Source organism: Streptomyces sp. NPDC001843, from assembly GCF_042891955.1.
In the GTDB taxonomy this organism is placed as follows: domain Bacteria; phylum Actinomycetota; class Actinomycetes; order Streptomycetales; family Streptomycetaceae; genus Streptomyces.
Window position 1 is genome coordinate 73,402 of sequence record NZ_JBIATQ010000007.1, and the last position, 21,853, is coordinate 95,254.

The window sequence follows — 21,853 nt, forward strand, 5'->3', positions numbered from 1 at the left end:
TCTGCGGTGCAGGATTCGTGTGACCTACGCCGTATGGAGCCCGTACGGGTGCTCGACCGGCTCCCATTGGATCTAGGGTTTTGGCATGGCACGACCACGGCGCATCGTCCTTGTCCGCCACGGGGAGTCAACGGGCAATGTTGATGACTCCGTGTACGAGCGGGAACCCGACCACGCTCTGGCACTGACCGAGCGGGGCCGCCGGCAGGCGGAGGAGACCGGCAAGACTCTCCGCGACGTCTTCGGACGCGAACGCGTGAGCGTGTACGTGTCCCCCTACCGGCGTACGCACGAGACGCTCCGCGCCTTCCACCTCGACCCGGAGCTCATACGGGTGCGCGAGGAACCCCGGCTGCGCGAGCAGGACTGGGGAAACTGGCAGGACCGCGACGACGTGCGCCTCCAGAAGGCCTACCGGGACGCCTACGGGCACTTCTTCTTCCGCTTCCCTCAGGGGGAGTCCGGTGCCGACGTGTACGACCGGGTCGGCGGCTTCCTTGAGAGCCTGTTCCGCAGTTTCGAGGACCCCGACCACCCGCCGAACGTGCTGCTGGTGACCCATGGCCTGGCCATGCGCCTGTTCTGCATGCGCTGGTTCCACTGGACCGTCGCGGAGTTCGAGTCGCTGTCCAACCCCGGGAACGCCGAGATGCGCATGCTCGTTCTCGGGGACGACGGCAAGTACACCCTCGACCGGCCCTTCGAGCGGTGGAAGTAGGGCACCCTTCGAGTTTTCGGTGCTTCTGCCTGCCTGCCTGCCTGACTGACTGACTGAGCTGCGGCAAACGCGATATAGGGCTTCGATGACGGCACGGCCCGCTGGTGCGATGTCGACGGGCCGTGGCCGCACAGGGAACACCGCCGCAGTCGGTGCCGTCCCAGGCGCGGGTGGGAAGCGTGTGTGGAGTGTGGAGTGACGATCCGCGAGCGTCGTCGCGAGGTCTGCGGCGCGGTCCGGATCAGGTGCGGCCGAGGACGATGCGCTCGGCGCGGGTGGGGGCGTGCTGCTGCATCCGCCGGTGGGCGTCGAGGGCATAGCCAGGTATGCCAACTCCGTCAGCCGACGCACGGCGTTGCCCCTGTCGACGGAGGGCGGGATCGGCGGACTCCTCGGCCACGCGCTGTCCGCCGTCAACGAGGACCTCCCATGTCGGGGTGTGGCACGCACGTATCTGAGCGACGCGCTCACCGCGCTCCTCCTCGCCGCTTTCGCCGACACCACCCCCGAGCAGGTTCCCGTCGCCACCGGCCTCGTCGACCGTATCCGTGCCTACGCACTGGCCCACCTCGGCGACTCCCAGCTCGATGCGGAGCGAGTCGCGCGCCGGCACCGCATCTCCGTCCGGCACCCGCACGCGCTCTTCAAAGGCAGTGACCTGCCCTTCGCCGTGTGGGTACGGCACGAACGCCTGCTACGGATCCGCCGGGATCTTCTCGACCCCGCCTCCTCGGACGTCTCCACGGCCGCGATCGCCGCACGATGGGGAGTGCATGCTCCCGAACACCTTGGCAGGGCTCTCAAACGCGAGTTCGGCGAAACCGTCAGCGACCTGCGCCGCAGGTAACGGGACCGAGGATTCAACGGGGCGCTTACGTCCATCGACGGCTCGAGTGCCGGCGGGAACCGGTGCCCCACTGGATCAACGGCTAGAGTGGCAGGGCGATGACCGCTGACTCCTCACCTCCCGCGCGCCTGGAACGAGCCCTGACCAGCCTGCGTGGGCTTGCGGTGGGGGACGCGCTGGGCTCGCAGTTCTTCGTTCCGGCGCACTATCCCCTGCTGAAGCGCCGCGAGCTGCCCGCCGGTCCGTGGCAGTGGACCGACGACACGGAGATGGCCTGCTCGGTCGTCGCGGTGCTGGCCGCCCACCACCGCGTCGACCAGGACGCACTGGCCCACTCCTTCGCCCACCACCACGACTTCGACCGGGGCTACGGCCCGGCGGTCAACCGGTTGCTGCGCCTCGTCCGCGAGGGCGAGGACTGGCGGGAGCTGGCCGCCGGACTCTTCAAGGGGCAGGGCTCCTGGGGCAACGGGGCCGCGATGCGGATCGCGCCCCTGGGCGCCTGGTACGCGGGAGACCCGGAGCAGGCCAGTCACCAGGCGGAGATCTCCGCATATCCCACGCACCAGCACCGCGAAGCGGTGGTCGGCGCCATGGCCGTCGCCGCGGCCGCCGCACTGGTCGCGGCCCCGGACGGTCCGCCCAGCCCCGGGGAACTCCTCGACTCGGTGGTCGCTCTCGTCCCGAAGAGCGCGGTAGGCGCCGGGCTGCGGCGCGCCCGGGACATGCTCGACTACGACGACGCCGGCACCGTCGCGGCCGTGCTGGGCTGCGGGCGGCGTACGAGTGCCCACGACACGGTCCCCTTCGCTCTCTGGTCGGCCGCGCGGGCTCTCGGTGACTACGAGACGGCGTTCTGGACGACCGCCCAGGTGGGCGGCGACGTGGACACCACCTGCGCCATCGTCGGTGGCGTCCTCGCGGCCGGGGAGGCGGGTACTCCGCCCACCGAGTGGGTGGAGCGGACGGAGTCGCTGCCGGACTGGGTGCGCACGACCGCGTGACGCCTGTCCGCTCCGGAACCGGGGACCGGCGTACGAACACCACGAGCGCTGCGAACTCTGCGTGTTCGGTGGGAACTGTGCGTCACCTTCGCACGTTGTACTGACAGTCGCCGTGCGACGCGGAGGGCGCGCGGTCATCGAGTCATCGAGTCATGGGTCGTCGGGGCCGCGGGGGGTGGGGGCGTGACATACGTGCGGATGGCCGACCGGGCGCCCTTGCGGTCGTTCCCCCGGGCTCGGGCCGGCCATCCGCGGCCTTGTGCCGATCCGGTCGTCTCAGCCGATGCCCGGGCCCGCCGTGCCGGCGAGGGCTTCGAGGTCCTTCTTGCGCACCTTGATCACCAGGACGGCGGTGGCGAGGGCGAGCACGGCCATCGCGGCGGCCGGGATGAACGCGGTCGAGATCCCGTGGGCCAGCACCTCGTGTCCCCAGGGCGCGGGCAGTTGGTGCGTCTTGGTGAACTCGGCCTTCTGCGCGGGCGTGCCGTCGGCGAGGAACTTCGGCAGCTGCTTCTTCGCCTCGTCCTTGGCGGCGGAACCGAACACCGTGGTCAGGATCGACAGTCCCAGCGAACCGCCCACCTGCTGCGTGGCGTTGAGCAGTCCGGACGCCGCGCCCGCTTCGTGCTGGGCGACACCGGAGACCGCCGTGACCGTCGCCGTCACGAAGTTCAGGCCCATGCCGAAGCCGAACACCAGCATCGGCCCCAGCACTCCGCCGAGGTAGGAGCTGTCGGGGCTGATGAACGTCTGCCAGACCAGCCCGATCACCACGAGCGCCGAGCCTGCCGCCATGAACGGTTTGGGGCCGAGAGAGGGCAGAAAGCGCTGCGACAGCCCGGCGCCGACGACGATCGCGAACGTGACGGGGAGGAAGGCCACACCGGCCTTGATCGGGCTGTAGCCCAGCACGTTCTGAACGAACAGGACGATGTAGAAGAACATGCCGAACATGGCCGCGGCCAGGCTCAGCATGATCACGTACGTGCCCGACCGGTTGCGGTCGGCGAACATCCTCAGCGGGGTGATCGGCTCCTTGGCCCGCCTCTCGGTGAACGTGAAGCCCAGCAGCAGGACAACGGCGGCGCCGAAGGATCCGAGGGTCAGGCTGTCCCGCCAGCCCTCCTCGGCCGCCCGGATGAAGCCGTACACGAGCGTTGCCATACCGGCCGTGGAGGTGAGCGCGCCGGCGATGTCGAAGCGCCCGGGATGCCGTTCGGACTCGTTGATGTAGAGCGGCGTGAGAAACGCGATCAGCATGCCGATCGGTACGTTGACGAAGAGCACCCACCGCCAGTCCAGCCACTCGGTGAGCATGCCTCCCGCGAGCAGGCCGATGGCGCCGCCACCCGCGGAGACGGCGGCGAACACGCCGAACGCGCGGTTCCGTTCGGGGCCTTCGGGGAACGTGGTGGTGATGAGCGCCAGCGAAGTGGGCGACGCGATCGCGCCGCCCATGCCCTGCAGGGCTCGTGCCGCGAGCAGTTGCCACGGTTCCTGCGCGAGACCGCCGAGCAGCGACGCGAAGGTGAACAGCAGGATGCCGGTCATGAACACCCGGCGGCGGCCGAGGATGTCGCCGGCGCGTGCGCCGAGCAGCAGCAGGCCACCGAAGGTGAGCGTGTAGGCGCTGACCACCCAGGTCAGGTCTGTCGTGCTGAACTTGAGCGCGTCTTGAATGTGTGGAAGAGCGATGTTCACAATCGTCGCGTCGAGTACCACCATGAGCTGGCAGGCCGCGATGACGGTGAGCGCGATGCCGGGACGCCCCTCCCGGCGAGCCGTCTTCGGTTTGTCGTCCTCGATCAGTTGAGAGGTTGTCACCTTGGGTCCCCCACAAAGCCATTAGTGAACGATCGCGTTCACTGCCGTGTCCACGGTAGAGACTCCCCGATAAGGAACGCAAGCGTTCACTTGACTTGTCGCCGCCTCGCGTCCCCCGTTGCTGCCGTGCGGCGCCCTTCCCCGTTGCCTGTATCCCCGCCCCCCGCTCACTGGAGAAACTCGGATGGTTACCTCGCGCTGGACGGCCGCTCCCGCTCGGACGGCCTCCCCCCGCCGGCGCGGCGCCGTGCTCGAACGCGCGATCCTCGACGCCGCGCTGGAGCAGCTCAGTACCGTCGGCTGGAACGGCCTCACGATGGAAGGGGTCGCCGCTGCCGCGCAGACCGGCAAGGCGGCGGTCTACCGGCGCTGGCCGTCCAAGGAGAGCCTCGTCGTCGACGCGCTTCGGGCCGGACTGCCGAGCCTCGAAGAGGCTCCCGACATGGGTAGCGTGCGCGAGGACCTCCTCGAGCTGTGCTTCCAGGCCCGCCGGGCCATGTTCTCCCGCCCCGGTTTCGCGCTGCGTGCCATCATTCACGAATGCGATCCCGCGCAGGTTGAACGCTTCCACGAAGTGATCTTCGGCGGTGTGGTGGAGCCGACCCTCAGGCTGCTGCGTGACGTCATCTCCCGTGGTATAGAGCGAGGTGAGGTCCGTCCCGATGCGGCCAACGGCTATGTCTTCGACGCCATTCCGGCGATGATGATGTATCGATCAAAGGTTTGCGGAAGCGAATGGAGCGACCAGGATCTGGAAGACATGATCGACCAGCTGATGCTGCCGCTGCTTCGGCCGTACGGCTCCTGATCACTCGTTGCGGCGGCCTTCGCGCGGCTTGGGGCACCGGGGTGTCGCGCGGGGATCCCGGCGGCGTACCCTGAGTGCGCCATGCCGTACGAACCACCAACTCACACCGTCGAGCGCTCACTCCGCGCCACGACCGGAGCCAAGGTCATTGCCGGTGTCGACGAGGTGGGGCGCGGCGCGTGGGCCGGACCCGTGACCGTCTGCGCGGCGATCACCGGCCTTCGCCGCCCGCCCGTGGGCCTCACCGACTCCAAGCTGCTGACCGTCAAGCGGCGCACGGAGCTCGCCGAGGCGCTGCGGCAGTGGGTGACGTCCTACTCCCTGGGACACGCCTCGCCGCAGGAGATCGACGATCTGGGGATGACGGCCGCGCTGCGGCTCGCCGCGGTCCGTGCCCTGGAAGGCCTGCCCGTCCGTCCCGAAGCCGTGATCCTCGACGGGAAGCACGACTATCTCGGCGTGCCCTGGACGGTGCGCACCGTGATCAAGGGCGACCGGTCGTGCGTAGCGGTGGCGGCGGCATCGGTGATCGCCAAGGTTCAGCGCGACAAAATGATGGCCGAACTGGGTATCGACCATGCAGACTTCGGTTTTGCGGACAACGCCGGGTATCCGTCACCCGTGCACAAGGCCGCGCTGGCGGAGCGGGGCCCCACCCCGTACCACCGGTTGTCATGGGCGTATCTTGATGCGCTGCCCCAGTGGCGGCACCTCAAGAAGGCCCGCAGCTGGGCGGATGGAAGCGTTCCGGAAATCGAGGGCCAGCTCGGCTTCGATTTCTGACGGTTCCGCTCGCACTGATGTACCACCCGGTCGCGCGAGCCGCACCAACGTTTGATAAATAACAGCTCATGCCTCTCATTCCCGAGGAGCCTCAGATTCACGAGAGTGCCCAGGGTCCCCGCGCCACTCCGGCCAGTGGCCGTACCGCGCCGACCCCCCGTCCCGTACCCGGCCCCCGCCCCGCGGCTCCGTCGCGTCCCGGTCGTCCCGGCCCTCTCCGGCCCGCGCCCCCGGTGCAACGCACGCCGCGTGACACGGCCACTGCCAAGCCGGGCCCGGCGGGCCCGGCCGCTGCCGCCGTCACCGCGACCGCGACCCCGCAGATCCAGCTGATCCCCGCCTCCGCCGACGGCGCCCTCGACGCCGCCGAGGAAGCGGTGGACCTGCTCCTGGAATCGGGTCGTGCCCCTGGTGACGTGTTGGTGATCACCACCGGCGAACCGCACCCGTGGGCCGCCCACGAGTTGTCCTTCGGTGAAGCCTCCTACTGGGCGCAGCACGACGCGGGCGACGACGTCTTCTACACCGACGCCGTCGCGGCCTCCCGCGCCGCCTCCCGCCCTGTGGTCGTCGTCGCCGTCAACGGCGGTTCCGACGCCGATGCCGTCAAGGTCCTTCCGCTCGCCCGCACGCGGGCGAGCGCCCTGCTGATCGTCTGTGGTGACCCGCAGCGGATCAACTCGGCGCTGGTCGCGGGCGTCTGACCCGCGTCCGGCGCCGTCCGGGGTGCCGTGGGCGTCAGTAGTGCCGCCGCGGCGGCACGTGCCCGGAGCGGGCTTCGGCGTGCCCGTGTGACGGACGGGGACGCGGAGGGCCGGCCGGGCACCTCGGGTACCGAGTGGTGGACCCTGAACGGCCGCTCCGCGCGCCGCACCCCTGTGTGCCACGGCGCGGGGCGGCCCCGCGCTCCGCTTTGCCGCGCTGTGCGGCCCCTGCGCGGTCACCGTACGCCGCCCCGGCGCCGCACCGGACCAGTGCCTGGCCAAAACAGGCGCCTGCCGTGCGTCGCAGGGTGCGTGATGACGGTCTTCTTCGTGCCCGTACGGGCCGTTCTCAGCGGGCCGCCGCCCGGCGCAGGACGTCCGAGACGGCGCCACCGGTGCGGGGCAGCGGGGGCGGGGCGTCCGAAGTGGCGAAGGGCTCCGGTGCCGAGTCCGCGCTCGGGCGGCGTCCACCGCGGCCTTCGCCGAGCACCTGCCAGCCGTCCCGGGTCAGCGTGATGTACGCCCCGCAGCGCAGCCCGTGCAGGGTGCAGGCGTCACGCAGCCCCCACATCCACGCACCGTCCTCCTCCGTCCAACGCGCGTCGCCCTCACGGCAGTAGAGCAGTACCGCGGTGCGCACCGGGGTGCGGCGCCGCAGGTCGTGCGGAATGACGCGGCGGAGCTGAGCCAGCAGCGCGTTGCGGAACATCCAGCCGTCGGCGGGGGCCGGGCGGCGGGCGAACGAGGCACTGGCGCACAGCCGATCGTCCGGGTCCAGGACGGCCACGATCGCGGTGGCCGGTGTGGGACGGTGCCGGGCGTGCAGCCCGCTGACCACCTCGCGGGGGTTGCGCAGCAGCGGGATTCCGGCGGCGGCCCATTCCGCGGGCTCGAGCAGGCGGCTGGCGGAAGCGGCGGACGCGGACGTCGACAGCGATGCCGCCGAGGACGGAGCGAATCCGAAGGTCACGTTCCTCCCTTCGGCTACGCGCCCATACTGACGGGCGGGGTCGGATTTCAGGGGAGCGCGCACCGCAGCAAAGCCCAACCGGATCACGAGCGAGCCGTGCGGGGAGCGGACCTCAATTCTTCCTGTCGAACTTCGATGCGGCAACGAGCAATTGGGGCGGCAGACTGTTATCTGGTGGTGCGTGGCATATATCCCTACCCGCTGGGCCTCCGGTGACACGGGGGGAGTCAGCCTTGGACGGCCAGGACCAGCGGCAACACCCCCTGTGCGCCGGACCTCCGGAGCAGGCGGGACGCGATCGCCAGGGTCCAACCGGTCTCGGTGTAGTCGTCCACGAGGAGGACGGGGCCTCGGGCCTCGGCAAGTGCCGAGGCGAGCTCCGGCGGCACGGTCAGGGCGCCGTCCAGGGCCTTGAGGCGTTGCGCGCTGTTGCTGCGGGAGGCGCGCGGCACGTCACCGGCGTATTCCACGGAGCCGAGCAGGGGCAGCCGGCCGATCTCCGCGATACGGGCGCCCAGGGAGTGGATCAGCCGTGGCCGGGTGCGAGAGGCGACGGTGACGACACCCACCGGGCGGTCCTGCGGGCCGGACGCACCCGGGGCCCAGCCGCCGGGCCCCTTGGCCCAGTCGGTCAGCACGCCCACGACGGCTCGCGCCACGTCGTCCGGCACGGGCGCGTCGGCCGCCCCGGGTGAGAACATCGGCCGCAGCCGGTTGCCCCAGCCGATGTCCGACAGTCGTCCCAAGGCACGCCCGGTGGCGGCCTGTTCACCGGCAGGGATACGGCCCTTGAGGTCGATGCCGATCGCCGGAAGCCCCGTGGGCCACATACGGCGGGGTTCCACCTCCACACCCGCCCGGCCGAGATCGACACGCGCGGCGTCCAGCGCGGCCGTGGAGGTGTCCGCCGTGAAACGCGCGCCCGCGCAGTTGTCGCAGCGGCCGCAGGGCTTGGCGTCCTCGTCGTCCAGTTGGCGTTGCAGGAACTCCATCCGGCAGCCCGTGCCGGCGGAGTAGTCCCGCATCGCCTGCTGCTCGGCCTTCCGCTGGCGGGCCACCCAGTCGTACCGCTCGGAGTCGTACGTCCACGGTCGGCCGGTGGCGATCCAGCCGCCCTTGACGCGCTTGACCGCGCCGTCCACGTCGAGGACCTTCAGCATCGTCTCCAGCCTGGAGCGGCGCAGTTCCACCAGGGGCTCGAGGGCGGGAAGCGACATCGGGCCGTCGGCACGGGCGAGCACGTCGAGGGTGCGGCGCACCAGGTCCTCGGAGGGGAAGGCGAGTGATGCGAAGTACTCCCAGATCGCCTCGTCCTCCTTGCCGGGCAGGAGGAGCACCTCGGCGTGCTCGACGCCGCGGCCCGCGCGGCCCACCTGCTGGTAGTAGGCGATGGGGGAGGAGGGGGAGCCCAGGTGGACGACGAACCCGAGGTCGGGCTTGTCGAAGCCCATGCCGAGCGCCGATGTCGCGACGAGTGCCTTGACCCGGTTGGCGAGCAGGTCGTCCTCGGCCTGCTGCCGGTCGGCGTTCTCCGTCCTGCCGGTGTACGAGGCGACGGCGTGCCCCCGCTGCCGGAGGAACGCGGTGACCTCCTCGGCGGCGGCCACGGTGAGCGTGTAGACGATCCCGGAGCCCGGCAGGTCGTCGAGGTGGTCGGCGAGCCACGCCATGCGGTGGGCGGCGTCCGGCAGTCCGAGGACGTTCAGGGTGAGGCTCTCCCGGTCCAGCGGGCCGCGCAGCACCAGCGCGTCCGAGGAGTTCCCGGTGCCGAGCTGCTCCGCGACGTCCGCCGTGACGCGTGCGTTGGCCGTGGCGGTGGTGGCCAGCACGGGGACACCCGGCGGGAGGTCGGCGAGCATGGTGCGCAGTCGACGGTAGTCCGGACGGAAGTCGTGGCCCCAGTCGGAGATGCAGTGAGCCTCGTCCACCACGAGGAGCCCGGTCGCGGCGGCCAGTTTGGGCAGGACCTGGTCGCGGAAGTCCGGGTTGTTGAGCCGCTCCGGGCTGACCAGCAGCACGTCGACCTCCCCCGCGGTGATCTCGCCCTGGATGGTGTCCCACTCCTCGGTGTTCGAGGAGTTGATCGTCCGGGCGTGGACACCGGCCCGGGCCGCCGCCTCCACCTGGTTGCGCATCAGCGCCAGCAGCGGCGAGACGATCACGGTGGGGCCGCTGCCGCGGGCCCGCAGCAGGGAGGTCGCCACGAAATAGACCGCGGACTTGCCCCATCCCGTGCGCTGCACGACCAGGGCCCGGCGCCGGTCGGCGACCAGCGCCTCGATCGCCCGCCACTGGTCCTCGCGCAGCCGGGCGGCGCCGGTGGCGTCTCCGACGAGGCGGGCGAGGACGGCGTCGGCCTGAGTCCGGAGGTCCGCGTTGCTCGTGTGGTCCATGCGTTCCATACAACAGGACGGCACTGACAGACGGGCCGGCCGAGGTGCCCCGAGCGGTACGTGCTTGGCGTGTCCCTGCTCGGACTTATCCACAGGTCGAAGCGGAACTTCGTGATCCGCGAGATCGTCGACGCATGACGAACCACAGTGAAACGACCGGACCCTCCGAAAACGGAGACATCACCGCACCGGGAGCGTTGAACGCAGGCATCGCACACGACGGCCAGGTCACCCTGCGCACCCCCGCCGAGCTGGCCGACGCCCTCCCCTATCTGCTCGGGTACCGCCCCGAGGACAGCATCGTCCTGGTCGCCCTCCATGACCGCGACGGGCGCGGCAGGTTCGGCGGACGAGCCAGGCTCGGCATCCCCGCCGGTGCGGAGGACTGGGCCGCGGCCGCCCGGCAGCTGGCCCACGGCCTGGTGACCGGCAGCGAGCGCAGAGGTGCCCGCCCGGAGCAGATGGTGGCCTACGTCTGCCAGGAACCCGGAAAGGGAGAGTCGGGCAGCGAGGTCATGGAGCGTCTCCGTCCGCTCGCCCAACTGCTGCGCACCGAGTGCGGCACCCTCGACGTACCGGTGATCGAGGCGCTGTGCATCTCCGACGGCCGCTTCTGGTCGTACTGCTGCCCGAACCAGGACTGCTGCCCGGCGGAAGGGGTGCCGATGGGCCTGCCCGGCACCTCCGTGCTGGCGGCCGCGGCCGCCTACGCCGGAATCCAGGTACGCGGGACACTCGGCGAGTTGCATGCGAGGCTGCTGCCCTGGCAGACCGGGGCCGCGCTGGAGCAGGAGATCGTGCTGGACGCCGCGGGCATGTCCCTGGTGCCCCGGATCCTCGACGACGCGAGCCGCGCGGACGTGGCGGAGGAAACCCTCGCTCTCGCCGAACGGATCATGAACCGGTTCGCCGTGGCACCTTCCGTGTCCGGCACGCATCAGGCGGACCGCCGCGACGACGAACTGCTCGCTCACGACGAAGCCGCGGCGCTGATCCTCGGCCTGCAGGACCGCACGACGCGCGACCGCGCCGCCGCGTGGATGGAGGGCGACGACGCCGGTCCCGCCCTGCGCCTCTGGCGTGCTCTGGCCCGCCGCTGCGTAGGGCCCTACGGCGAGCACGCCGCCGCACCCCTCACTCTGGCCGGCTGGGTCGCATGGTCCGCGGGCGACGACATCGAGGCCCGCGAGGCCCTGGCCATGGCGCTGGGCGCGGACCCGGACTACCTCTTCGCCCGCCTCCTGCACCAGGCATGCAACGAGGGCCTGGACCCGGAGTCGATCCGCCGCTGTCTGCGCGCGCAGCGCGCGGGACACGCGCGACCGGACGACACGCCCGAGGCCGTCACGGAGGCGGACGTCACCACGGACGGCCGGGGCACACCGGAGACGGGAGGCCGCCGACGGCACCCCTCCCGTCGGACTGAGGGCCCCGCCCGCCCATGCCCGGACGCGGCATCGCCGGAGGCCGAGAGGGTTCGTCCGGCCGCCCCGGGCCGATCCCGCCCGGGCGCCTCGAAGCCGGAGAGTACGCGCACGCGAGCGGCGGGGAGGAGCAGGGCCCGAAAGGGCTGTGCCGCGCCGCAGCGCACACCGTCCGTGCACAACGGCACGGACGGGGACGGGTGAACCCGCCCTGGGCAGGACTGGGCGGCCGGGCAGGACTGGGCGGAGGACTCATCGGGACCTGCTGGAGGTGGCGGCCGGCCGTTCGCCGGCGAGGCCGTCGGCCCGCCCGCGGCGTCCCGCTGGGTTCCGGCGGCCTCGCACTCATTCGCCGGCACTGGCGCGGCGATCCGGACCGGGCGCCCGCCCTGCGGCCACACCGCCGTTCGGGCGGCTCACCCGGGGGGAGGCGTGACCCGGAGGAGCCCCGTTCCGTTCACCTGAGTGGCGGAACGCCAGGACGGGCCGTGCCGCCGGTCCCTCGTCCCTCCCGAGCCCTCCTCCACCCGGCGCCGGAGACGTCCCCGGCGCACAGAGCGCAGAAGAAGCCCGCCATGCATCAGCCGCCCCAGCCCTTCCCCGGCGACGGGCGTCCCTCCCCGGGCCGGCCCGTGCCGTCCCCGCAGGGCGCCGGTCCCGGCCATGCCTCGCCCCGCCGTAATGCCACCGCACGCGGACAACTCCCTGCGGCACGCCGTCCGGCCGACCTGCCGCCCACCCACAACGCCCTGGTCTGCGTCGCCCTGCCCGGCCTCGCCATCTCCACGGAGCAGGGACAGCTGACCGGGCGGGGCCTCGAGGGGTTCTACCGGGCGGGCCGCCGCCTGCTCTCCCGCTGCCAGGTCAGGGTGGCCGGCCGCGAACCGCTGCCGGTGCAGGCCAGGATGACCGAAGCCGGCCGGGCCCGATTCGTGGGCACAGTGCGCTCCTCCCCGGCAGCGGGACCCGATCCGGACGTCGTCGTCGAGCGGCTCCGCGACGCCGACGGCACCGAACGGATCATTGTGCACAGCTCCGCCCCGCGCCCACTGCGCCTGCCGGTCGAGGTCGCCCTGGCCACGGACCTCGCGGACCTGAGGGCCATCGCCTCCGGGAACACGGGGGGCGAACTGCCCGCCGACGTTCACGACTCCGGCCTGCGCTGGACCTGCCCCACCGGCGGCTCGTCGGTCACGGCCCATCCGCCGCCCGCCGACGCGCTGGCCTCCGCCGGACTCCTGCGCTGGGAACTGGAACTTCCACCGGGCGGTACGGCCACAGTGCAGCTGCGGGTGAGAGCGGACCGAGCAGGACCGGTCAGAGCCGTGGGGCGAGCCGCGACGAGCCCCCTGGCCCCTGCCCGCGCGACGGGTGACGACCGAAGGGTCCCCGCCCTGCTGCGCACGAGCATCGAGGACCTCAAGGCCCTGCTGCTGCGCGACCCCGCGCATCCTTCCGACACCTGCTTGGCGGCGGGAGTGCCCTGGCGCTGCGGCCCGGCCCCGGCCGAGGCGCTCGCCGCCGCGCGGATGACACTGCCGCTCGGCACCCGGCTCGCCGCGGGCACCCTGCGCATCCTCGCCCGCACCCAGCTCACGGGCCCGGGGCCACGGGCCGGTCTCGTCCCGGGACCGCGTCGGGACGCGGGAGCCCACCTGCCGCCCGGCTGCACGGCAACCGAGGCCACGCTGCTGTTCCCGGTCCTGTTGGCGGAGGCCCGCCGCTGGGGACTCCCGGAGCGGGAGACGGAGGAACTGCTCCCCGCGGCGGAGCGCTGCCTGACGTGGCTACGGAGCACCGCGGGAGAGGGCGCATACCTCTGCGATCCGCAGCCGGGAGGGCCGATACGCTGCGAGACACAGGCCCACGCGCACCGCGCGGCGCTGCTCGGCGCGGATCTCCTCGACGACTGCGGCAGACCGGGCGGCGAGGGGCTTCGGCAGTGGGCGCAGGAGCTGCGGACCGCCTTCCGGCGCGACTTCTGGACCGAGGATCGCGGAGGCGGCCGGCCGGTCGCCGCCCGCGGCCCGGACGGCCGCCCCCTTCCGCACCTCGGCGCCGCAACCGTCCATCTCCTGGACACGGGCCTGCTGGGCGCCGGAGAACTCGCGCCGGGTCTGCTGGACAAGGCGCAGACCGAGCAACTCGCCCGGTTGCTCGGCGGCCCGGCCATGGACTCCGGCTGGGGTCTGCGCGGGCTGAGCGCCAAGGAGGCGGGCCACAATCCGTTCGGCCACCGGACCGGAGCCGTCCGCGTCCATGAGACGGCACTCGCCGTCGCCGGACTGACCGCAGCGGGCCATGAGAAGGAGGCCGGCGGTCTGCTGCGCGGGCTGCTCGCCGCGGCCGAGCATTTCGGCCACCGGCTGCCCGAGATGTACGCCGGGGAACAGCGTGCCGAGGGGAGCGCTCCCCTGCCGCACCCGGCGGCCTGCCGCCCGGCCGCCACGGCGGCGGCCTCCACCGTGCTGATCCTCGTCGCGCTCACGGGTATCCGCCCCGACGCGCCGGCCCGTACGGTCACCCTGCGCCCCGCGCGCAGCACGCCGCTGGGCGAGATCGGTCTGACCGGACTGCGGGTCGCGGGCGCGCCCTTCTCCACCAGGGTCAGCAGACTCGGCCTGGCCATGGTCGAGGAGGCGGCGGACGGCCTGCAGCTGGGATCCTGACCGCGTAGGGGCGTGTTTATCGTCAGGAAGACGACTATGATCGCGGCATGCCCTACGACCCGTCAGCGTTCCCGCCCTTCGCCGTCACCGTGGACCTGGTCGTGCTGACCGTGCGCCGCCATGCCCTGTGCGCGCTGGCGGTACGCAGGGGCGAGGCGCCGTTCCAGGGGCGCTGGGCGCTGCCGGGCGGCTTCGTGCGGGAGGACGAGGACCTGGCACAGGCCGCGGCGCGGGAACTCGCCGAGGAGACCGGGCTGCGCGCCCATGACCCGCACGCCCCCGCCCACGACCAGGGCGCCCACCTGGAACAGCTGGCGACCTACGGCGACCCCAAGCGTGACCCGCGCATGCGCGTGGTCAGCGTCGCGCACCTGGCGCTCGCCCCCGACCTGCCCCCGCCCCGGGCGGGTGGCGACGCCAGCAACGCGCGCTGGGCGCCCGTCGAGGAGTTGCTGCAGCACGGCGGGTACGGCCGCGACGGCGAACCGGTGGCACCGCTGGCCTTCGATCACGCCCAGATCCTGGCCGACGGAGTGGAACGAGCACGCTCGAAGATCGAGTACTCGTCGCTGGCCACCGCGTTCTGCACGCCCGAGTTCACCGTCGGAGAGCTGCGCCGGGTCTACGAGGCGGTCTGGGGCGTCGCGCTCGACCCCCGTAACTTCCACCGCAAGGTCACCGGCACCCCTGGCTTCCTCGTCCCCACCGGTGGCACCACCACCCGCCAGGGAGGCCGCCCCGCCCAGCTCTTCCGGGCCGGCGGCGCCACTCTGCTCAACCCTCCGATGCTGCGACCCGAGGTCTGAGGCTCGGGCGGCGGGCGACTACACCGAAGCGGTACCCGAAAATCTGGACATATCGCGCTATCTTGCTGCGGGTGATCCAGGCCTTCGGACTGACCAGCAACGCCCGCAAGGGGAGCCCGCCTGCCGTCGACGACGTCTCCTTCGAGGCTCGGCCGGGCGGTGTCACCGCGCTTCTGGGCGCTCCGGGCGCGGGCAAGACGACAACGCTCCGACTGATGCTGGAACTTGAGCAGGGGCGCGGGATCACCTACTTCAAAGGGCGGCCCCTGCATCGCGTTCCCCATCCCTCGCGTGAGGTCGGCGTACTCCTGGGCGACGTGCCGGGACACCCGGCACGCACGGTCCGCGGTCACCTGCGCATGCTCTGCGCCGCGGCGGGAGTGCCCGTCCGACGCGCCGACGAGGTGCTCGAGGCCGTCGGTCTCGTCAGCCTGCGCGAGGAACGCCTGGGCACCCTCTCGGGCGGCATGGACCGTCGGCTCGGTCTGGCCTGCGCCCTGCTGCCCGACCCGCACACGCTCGTGCTGGACGATCCCGCCGACGGGCTCTCCGCCCGGGAGGGCCGCTGGCTCCACGGCATGCTGCGCGCCCACGCGGCACAGGGCGGCACGGTCCTGTTCACCACGGCCGACCCCAAGGAGGCCGCTCGCGACGCCGACCGGGTCGTCACCCTGGAGCGCGGCCGGCTCCTCGCGGACCAGGAGGCCGCGGAGTTCGGCCGCACCCGGCTGCGTCCCCGCGTCGCCGTCCGCAGCCCGCACGCCGCACGTCTGACCGCCGTCCTCGTGAAGGAGGCCCGTACGTCACGGCGCTCCGTCGAGGTCGTGCCGGAGGGCGGTAACCGCCTCTCCGTGTACGGCAGTACGACAGCCGAGGTCGGCGAGATCGCGTTCCGCCACGGGATCCTCGTCCACCAACTCGCGGACGAGACGGGCGACATGGGACCCGGTGCGGGCTCACTCGCGCCGGACGGGCATGAGTTCGCCGTCGACCGGCTGTCGCCGGAGGACGGATCCGGCGACGCGGACGAGCCACCGCCGACGGGCCGACGGCAGAACGCCGACGGACAGCCCGTGGTCGGGCAGCCGCGCAAGGGCGGGAGCCACGGAGCGGGCGACGCGTCCGCCCCGGGGCGCTCGGGGGCCGCCCACGAGGTGCCCGCCGCGGATCGCGCGCCGGCCACTCAGGATCTGCCGGCAGTGGACCGGGCCCCGGTCGTCGGCGCGCTGCGGAAGCAGGGCCGGCCGCCGACGGACGGCGACTCGCCCGCCGCCGACACCTCACCGTCGATCCCCGCCCCGTCCGCCGTGGCGATCACCGCCACCGCAACCGTCGCCCACTCGCCACAGCCCTCCGACGCCCCCACCGTTCAGTCGCAGGCGGAGACCTCCGACACGGCAGCGCCTGCCCGCGCGCCCCTCACGGAAGCATGCGACCCGCACGAACGGCGCGAGCCGACCGGTGACCGGCATGCCCCCCGGGGCTCAAGGAACGACGCCGCGACTGCCGTTCCCGACGCCCTGTCCGTTCTCCCGCCCCCCATCGCCGTATGTCCCGCCCCCAGCCCCCTGCGCCCGCTGCGCTACGAACTCCGCCGCGCCGCAGGCATCGGCACGGGTTTCCTCACCTGCGGAGCCGTGCTCATGGTCTCCGCCCTCACCGCCGTGCTGCTCGCCCGCCTCGGCCACACCCCGCAGGCACGGCTGTTCGCGGCGTGGCCGGCGGGACTCCCTCTGCCACCCGCGGCGCTCGGCTCGGCGCTGCTCGGCGCGCTGGCCTTCGGCGACGAGTTCCGCCATCCCGCCCTGGCCGCCGACCGCGGCACCGTGCCCCGCCGGCTGGGGCTGCTCACCGCCAAACTCCTCGTCTCGGGTGTCACGGCGGCGATGCTGGCCTTCCTCACCGTGGGCTGCGACGCCGAAGCGCTCTACGTCGTCTACGGACGGGAGCTCGCGCGGGTTCCGGCCGACTGGCTCTCCCTCGGAGCCGGTTGGTTCGGCCTGGTGGTGGGGTGCGCCTGGGCCGGCGTGCTGGCCGCCGGGGTCTTCCGGTCCACCTCGGCCGGGCTCGCCGCGGTCGTTGCGGTACCGGTCGTGGTCGTGCCTGTCGTGCAGAAGGCGCTCGAGGGGCCGGCCGTGCGCATGGCGGCGGACTTCCCGCTGCGCATGCACCGGGTCTTCCTGCTGCAGTGGCCCTTCGGCGGCGAGCGCTACCTGGTCGCCGCGGCCCGGGTCATCGCCCAACCCGTGGGCGGTGCGCTCACGTTGTCCCTGACCGCCCTGCTCTGCGCCTATCTGCTCGTGACCTTCAGGGGCGGACTCCGGTGACTACTGTCCGTGCACTTCCGAACCCGCCATGCGCACAACTCCCCACAGAAAGCCCATTTCTTTCCGATAAGGCGTCAATTGCGACGGCGTGAGCGATCACCCTTTCGTGTGCTTTTCACCAAAGACCTCAAGGGAGTTGGAGACGACGCCGACAAAGGATCCGTGAGTACCCTTGCGCACACCATGATGACCGCCGCCCGCTCCACCGACTCCGGTCTGTCCGGCCCGGGCGAACTCGACCGCTACCCCTACGCCGAGGCGCCCGCGCCCGACCGCGTCGGAGCGCCCGTCTGGGACGGCGCGGACCCCGAACTCGGTCGTGTGGGCCGACGCGCCGCGGGCAGCCGCGGCCGCGGTCTGCACGGCCAGCTCGTGCAACAGCTGGGTCAGATGATCGTCTCTGGGGACCTGGGCGCGGACCGCCCGCTGGTGCCCGAGGAGATCGGCCAGCGCTTCGAGGTCTCCCGCACCGTCGTCCGCGAGTCCCTCCGTGTACTGGAGGCCAAGGGGCTGGTCAGCGCCCGCCCGAACGTCGGCACGCGGGTGCGTCCCGTCAGCGACTGGAACCTCCTCGACCCGGACATCATCGAGTGGCGCGCCTTCGGGCCGCAGCGGGACGACCAGCGGCGCGAGCTGAGCGAACTGCGCTGGACGATCGAACCGCTGGCGGCGCGCCTCGCCGCCGGGCACGGTCGCGAGGACGTCCAGCAGCGCCTCTCCGACATGGTTCAGATCATGAGCCACGCCATGGCGCAGGGTGACGCACTCACCTTCTCGCGGGCCGACGCGGAGTTCCACGCGCTGCTCATCCAGATCGCGGGCAACCGCATGCTGGAGCACCTCTCCGGCATCGTGTCGGCGGCCCTGCAGGTCTCCGGGGGGCCGGTCACAGGCTGTGAGCGGCCGAACGACGCCTCCCTGGCCCAGCACGCCCGGATCGTCGACGCGCTCGGCACCGGGGACGGTGCGGCGGCCGAGGCGGCCATGCGTCAACTGCTCACCGTCCATCCCGAGGTCGAGCGCGTGGTGCCCGCCCCGCGCGAGCACTGACCCGGACCTCGGGCGGTGGGGTCGGGGTGTGCCGCGTTCTCGTGGCGTCGCCGGGCCCGGGAACCGTCTGCCGCCGGGCTCGCCGGGTCCTCAGGGCACCCGGCGTGTCCGGCGGGTTGGGTGACGCGACCACCCAAGACATCTTCTGTCTATGTCTGACCAATTTTGACTGCTTACGGGGTGTGACTCGGGCCACGCAGATTGGGCGTAACGCTTGCGGGAACAACGCGATGACCTAAGAGGTGACAGCCGCGGAGGGAATACGGACGCCATTCAAGGCGCTGTGCATCTTCCCGGCCCCCGCCCGCGCCGTCGGCCCATCCCCAAGCCGGCGGTCGGCTCCTGTCCGTCTTGGACGGGGCCGGAAGCCGTTTTCCAACGTTCCGAGAGGTTGTTCGTGTCGGCCAGCACATCCCGTACGCTCCCGCCGGAGATCGCCGAGTCCGTCTCTGTCATGGCGCTCATTGAGCGGGGAAAGGCTGAGGGGCAGATCGCCGGCGACGATGTGCGTCGGGCCTTCGAAGCTGACCAGATCCCGGCCACTCAGTGGAAGAACGTACTGCGCAGCCTCAACCAGATCCTCGAGGAAGAGGGTGTGACGCTGATGGTCAGTGCCGCGGAACCGAAGCGGACCCGGAAGAGCGTCGCAGCGAAGAGCCCGGCCAAGCGCACCGCCACCAAGACGGTCGCGGCGAAGACGGTGACCACCAGGAAGGCCACCGCCACCACGGCCACTCCGGCCGTGCCCGCCGACCCCGCCGTCGCCGATCCCGCCGAGGAAGCCGCACCCGCCAAGAAGGTCGCAGCCAAGAAGGCGACTGCCAAGAAGGCGGCCGCGAAGAAGACCGTCGCCACCAAGAAGACGGCGGCCAAGAAGACGACCGCCAAGAAGGACGACGCCGAGCTCCTCGAGGAAGAGGTGCTCGAGGACGCCAAGGTCGCCGACGAGCCCGAGGGCGCCGAGAGCGCGGGCTTCGTGCTGTCCGACGAGGACGAGGACGACGCTCCCGCGCAGCAGGTCGCCGCGGCCGGCGCCACCGCCGACCCGGTCAAGGACTACCTCAAGCAGATCGGCAAGGTCCCCCTGCTCAACGCCGAGCAGGAGGTCGAGCTGGCCAAGCGCATCGAGGCGGGCCTCTTCGCGGAGGACAAGCTCGCCAACGCCGACAAGCTGGCGCCGAAGCTCAAGCGCGAGCTCGAGATCATCGCCGAGGACGGCCGACGCGCCAAGAACCACCTCCTGGAGGCCAACCTCCGTCTGGTGGTCTCCCTGGCCAAGCGCTACACGGGCCGCGGCATGCTCTTCCTGGACCTCATCCAGGAGGGCAACCTCGGTCTGATCCGTGCCGTCGAGAAGTTCGACTACACCAAGGGCTACAAGTTCTCCACGTACGCCACCTGGTGGATCCGTCAGGCGATCACCCGCGCCATGGCCGACCAGGCTCGCACCATCCGTATCCCGGTGCACATGGTCGAGGTCATCAACAAGCTCGCGCGCGTGCAGCGTCAGATGCTCCAGGACCTGGGTCGCGAGCCCACTCCGGAGGAGCTGGCCAAGGAGCTCGACATGACCCCGGAGAAGGTCATCGAGGTCCAGAAGTACGGCCGCGAGCCCATCTCGCTGCACACCCCGCTGGGCGAGGACGGCGACAGCGAGTTCGGTGACCTCATCGAGGACTCCGAGGCCGTCGTCCCCGCCGACGCGGTCAGCTTCACGCTCCTGCAGGAGCAGCTGCACTCCGTGCTCGACACCCTGTCCGAGCGCGAGGCCGGCGTCGTCTCCATGCGCTTCGGTCTCACCGACGGCCAGCCGAAGACCCTCGACGAGATCGGCAAGGTGTACGGCGTGACGCGTGAGCGCATCCGCCAGATCGAGTCCAAGACCATGTCGAAGCTGCGCCACCCGTCGCGTTCGCAGGTGCTGCGCGACTACCTCGACTAGGTCGCACGCCGATCGCATCCCGGCAGTAGCACGTCGAAGGCCCGGCCCCCCCCCGCAAGGGGAGGCCGGGCCTTCGTGCTGCGCGCCGTGGCGCTCTGGATGACTCTGGGTTTCTCGATCGGAACCTGGAGTAAGGAGCGTTCATGCCTCGACCCTGGGCCCGGGCGTTGGCCCGGCCACTGTTCCTCGTGGCCCTCTCGGCCGCCATACCGTTGGCCGGAGCGGCGCCCACGTCCGCCGACAGCGTTGTCGTCGGGGGGTTTCCCGTCGATGTGTCCGTGAGCCCGTGGACGGTGGCGTTGTCCAGCCGTGACCGGTTCGGGGGTATGCGAGCAGGGCAGTTCTGCGGCGGGGCCGTGGTCGGCAGGACCACGGTGCTGACCGCGGCCCACTGCCTGACCGAGGACGTCCTGGGGGCACCACCCGACAAGATGCGGGACCTCAAGGTCATCGCCGGTCGAACGGACCTGCTGGCCGGTGGCGGCGAGGAGATCGCCGTTCGTGGGGTGTGGGTCAATCCCGGCTACGACGAGATCCGCAACTCCGGCGACTTCGCCGTGGTCACCCTGGCCGAGCCCCTGCCGCAGAGCTCGGTCGTGGCGATGGCGGCCGCCGGCGACCCGGCGTACGAGCCGCGGGCCAAGGCCCTGGTCTCCGGGTGGGGCGACACGACCGGCGCAGGCGACTACGCCCGGCGCCTGCACGCCGCACAGGTGCGCGTGCTGCCCGACGCCCTGTGCGCCCAGGCATATCCCGGCGGGCTGGACGGCACGTACCGGTCCGAGACCATGGTGTGTGCCGGTGAGGCCGAGGGCGGCCCCGACGCCTGTCAGGGCGACAGCGGAGGCCCTCTGGTGGCCCAGGGGCGGTTGATCGGACTGGTGTCGTGGGGGAACGGCTGTGGACGGCCGGGCAGCCCGGGCGTCTACACGCGGGTGTCCGACATCGTGCGGACGATAGGGCTGGGGAGCAAGGCGGGCGGTCTGCGGGCGCCCCACACAGGCGCCTGAGCGGCCCGGTGGGCCCCTGGTGCCGCGACGGCGGCGGGCCGACGGGTGTACCAACGCGAGCGGCCGCTCCTGTCAGCAGGAGCGGCCGCCCGTTCACCGGCCTGTGCCGGGGCTGGCTCGTCGTCTGTGCGAGATGTCAGCGCTCATCTTCGGACGTGCTCGCGGGAACGGACGTCAGCCGCTCCGTCTCGTCCTGTATCTCAGCGGCGATCTTCTTGAGTTCCGGCTCGAACTTGCGGCCGTGGTGGGCGCAGAAGAGCAGTTCTCCGCCGCTGAGCAGTACGACGCGCAGGTATGCCTGGGCGCCGCAGCGGTCGCAGCGATCGGCGGCCGTCAGGGGGCTCGCGGGGGTCAGAACAGTAGTCACGTCGCCTCTTCTCTAGCTCGACGAGCTGTCGTACCAGGGTCAACATCCAACCAGCCCGAAAACGTTCCCGCTCGTGGCCTTTCCTCGAAGAAATCTTTCCCGGGGCGGCTGTCTGCTGCCGGTTGGCGGCGAATGTGCCGTATTGCGTGTCTTAGGTGCTTACGGGTTCGCGCTGTCAGTGTTCGGTCTTAGGGTTTCCGTCCACCC

General features: G+C 71.8%; 17 protein-coding genes. 13 read left to right on the forward strand and 4 right to left on the reverse strand.

Annotation, left to right across the window (positions count from 1 at the left end):
- Positions 1-85 precede the first annotated feature (85 nt).
- From ACFYZQ_RS19040 to ACFYZQ_RS19050, 3 genes are all read left to right on the forward strand, one after another.
- Entirely contained in the window at positions 86-718 is a 633-nt protein-coding gene (locus tag ACFYZQ_RS19040) for a histidine phosphatase family protein (protein WP_389148658.1), read from the forward strand.
- Between the two features lie 283 nt (positions 719-1,001).
- Positions 1,002-1,565: a helix-turn-helix domain-containing protein gene (locus tag ACFYZQ_RS19045; RefSeq protein ID WP_389148661.1), complete on the forward strand. Its 564-nt coding sequence runs from the start codon at positions 1,002-1,004 to the stop codon at positions 1,563-1,565.
- A 98-nt stretch (positions 1,566-1,663) separates the two neighbouring features.
- The gene (locus tag ACFYZQ_RS19050; protein WP_389148663.1) at positions 1,664-2,569 is read left to right on the forward strand and encodes an ADP-ribosylglycohydrolase family protein; all 906 of its coding nucleotides are present in this window, start codon (positions 1,664-1,666) and stop codon (positions 2,567-2,569) included.
- 276 nt (positions 2,570-2,845) lie between these two features.
- Here the strand turns inward: ACFYZQ_RS19050 and ACFYZQ_RS19055 are convergent, their stop codons facing one another.
- Complete coding sequence (locus ACFYZQ_RS19055) at positions 2,846-4,393, reverse strand: MFS transporter (protein WP_389148665.1); 1,548 nt, start codon at positions 4,391-4,393, stop codon at positions 2,846-2,848.
- 184 nt (positions 4,394-4,577) lie between these two features.
- On the opposite strand from ACFYZQ_RS19055, the gene ACFYZQ_RS19060 reads away from it, so the two are divergent.
- From ACFYZQ_RS19060 to ACFYZQ_RS19070, 3 genes are all read left to right on the forward strand, one after another.
- Positions 4,578-5,201: a TetR/AcrR family transcriptional regulator C-terminal ligand-binding domain-containing protein gene (locus tag ACFYZQ_RS19060; RefSeq protein WP_389148668.1), complete on the forward strand. Its 624-nt coding sequence runs from the start codon at positions 4,578-4,580 to the stop codon at positions 5,199-5,201.
- Between the two features lie 81 nt (positions 5,202-5,282).
- Positions 5,283-5,984, forward strand: a complete 702-nt coding sequence (locus ACFYZQ_RS19065; protein WP_389148670.1) for a ribonuclease HII — start codon at positions 5,283-5,285, stop codon at positions 5,982-5,984.
- A gap of 68 nt (positions 5,985-6,052) precedes the next feature.
- Entirely contained in the window at positions 6,053-6,688 is a 636-nt protein-coding gene (locus ACFYZQ_RS19070) for a hypothetical protein (RefSeq protein WP_389148673.1), read from the forward strand.
- A gap of 349 nt (positions 6,689-7,037) precedes the next feature.
- Here ACFYZQ_RS19070 and ACFYZQ_RS19075 read toward each other — a convergent pair whose 3' ends face one another.
- Together ACFYZQ_RS19075 and ACFYZQ_RS19080 are read right to left on the reverse strand one after the other, a co-directional pair.
- A complete protein-coding gene (locus ACFYZQ_RS19075; protein ID WP_389148675.1) occupies positions 7,038-7,658 on the reverse strand; it encodes a hypothetical protein in 621 nt (206 codons plus the stop codon).
- 227 nt (positions 7,659-7,885) lie between these two features.
- Positions 7,886-10,051 carry a RecQ family ATP-dependent DNA helicase gene (locus tag ACFYZQ_RS19080; RefSeq protein WP_389148678.1) on the reverse strand — a complete coding sequence of 722 codons (2,166 nt, stop codon included), beginning with the start codon at positions 10,049-10,051 and terminating at the stop codon, positions 7,886-7,888.
- A gap of 197 nt (positions 10,052-10,248) precedes the next feature.
- Here ACFYZQ_RS19080 and ACFYZQ_RS19085 point away from each other — a divergent pair, with 197 nt between their 5' ends.
- The 7 genes from ACFYZQ_RS19085 to ACFYZQ_RS19115 all read left to right on the forward strand — a co-directional run bounded on the left by ACFYZQ_RS19085 (position 10,249) and on the right by ACFYZQ_RS19115 (position 21,279).
- Entirely contained in the window at positions 10,249-11,679 is a 1,431-nt protein-coding gene (locus ACFYZQ_RS19085) for a DUF4192 family protein (protein ID WP_389148681.1), read from the forward strand.
- A 371-nt stretch (positions 11,680-12,050) separates the two neighbouring features.
- Positions 12,051-14,144, forward strand: coding sequence for a glycogen debranching N-terminal domain-containing protein (locus ACFYZQ_RS19090; RefSeq protein WP_389148683.1), 2,094 nt, complete (start codon positions 12,051-12,053; stop codon positions 14,142-14,144).
- Positions 14,145-14,191: 47 nt separating this feature from the next.
- The gene (locus ACFYZQ_RS19095) at positions 14,192-14,950 is read left to right on the forward strand and encodes an NUDIX domain-containing protein (RefSeq protein ID WP_389148686.1); all 759 of its coding nucleotides are present in this window, start codon (positions 14,192-14,194) and stop codon (positions 14,948-14,950) included.
- A gap of 71 nt (positions 14,951-15,021) precedes the next feature.
- Complete coding sequence (locus ACFYZQ_RS19100; protein ID WP_389148689.1) at positions 15,022-17,277, forward strand: ATP-binding cassette domain-containing protein; 2,256 nt, start codon at positions 15,022-15,024, stop codon at positions 17,275-17,277.
- Positions 17,278-17,439: 162 nt separating this feature from the next.
- Positions 17,440-18,327, forward strand: coding sequence for a FadR/GntR family transcriptional regulator (locus ACFYZQ_RS19105; RefSeq protein WP_389148691.1), 888 nt, complete (start codon positions 17,440-17,442; stop codon positions 18,325-18,327).
- A 397-nt stretch (positions 18,328-18,724) separates the two neighbouring features.
- Positions 18,725-20,269, forward strand: a complete 1,545-nt coding sequence (locus ACFYZQ_RS19110) for an RNA polymerase sigma factor (protein ID WP_389148694.1) — start codon at positions 18,725-18,727, stop codon at positions 20,267-20,269.
- Between the two features lie 143 nt (positions 20,270-20,412).
- Positions 20,413-21,279 carry a S1 family peptidase gene (locus tag ACFYZQ_RS19115; protein WP_389148697.1) on the forward strand — a complete coding sequence of 289 codons (867 nt, stop codon included), beginning with the start codon at positions 20,413-20,415 and terminating at the stop codon, positions 21,277-21,279.
- 136 nt (positions 21,280-21,415) lie between these two features.
- Here ACFYZQ_RS19115 and ACFYZQ_RS19120 read toward each other — a convergent pair whose 3' ends face one another.
- Entirely contained in the window at positions 21,416-21,646 is a 231-nt protein-coding gene (locus ACFYZQ_RS19120; RefSeq protein ID WP_159670677.1) for a hypothetical protein, read from the reverse strand.
- Between the last annotated feature and the right edge of the window lie 207 nt (positions 21,647-21,853).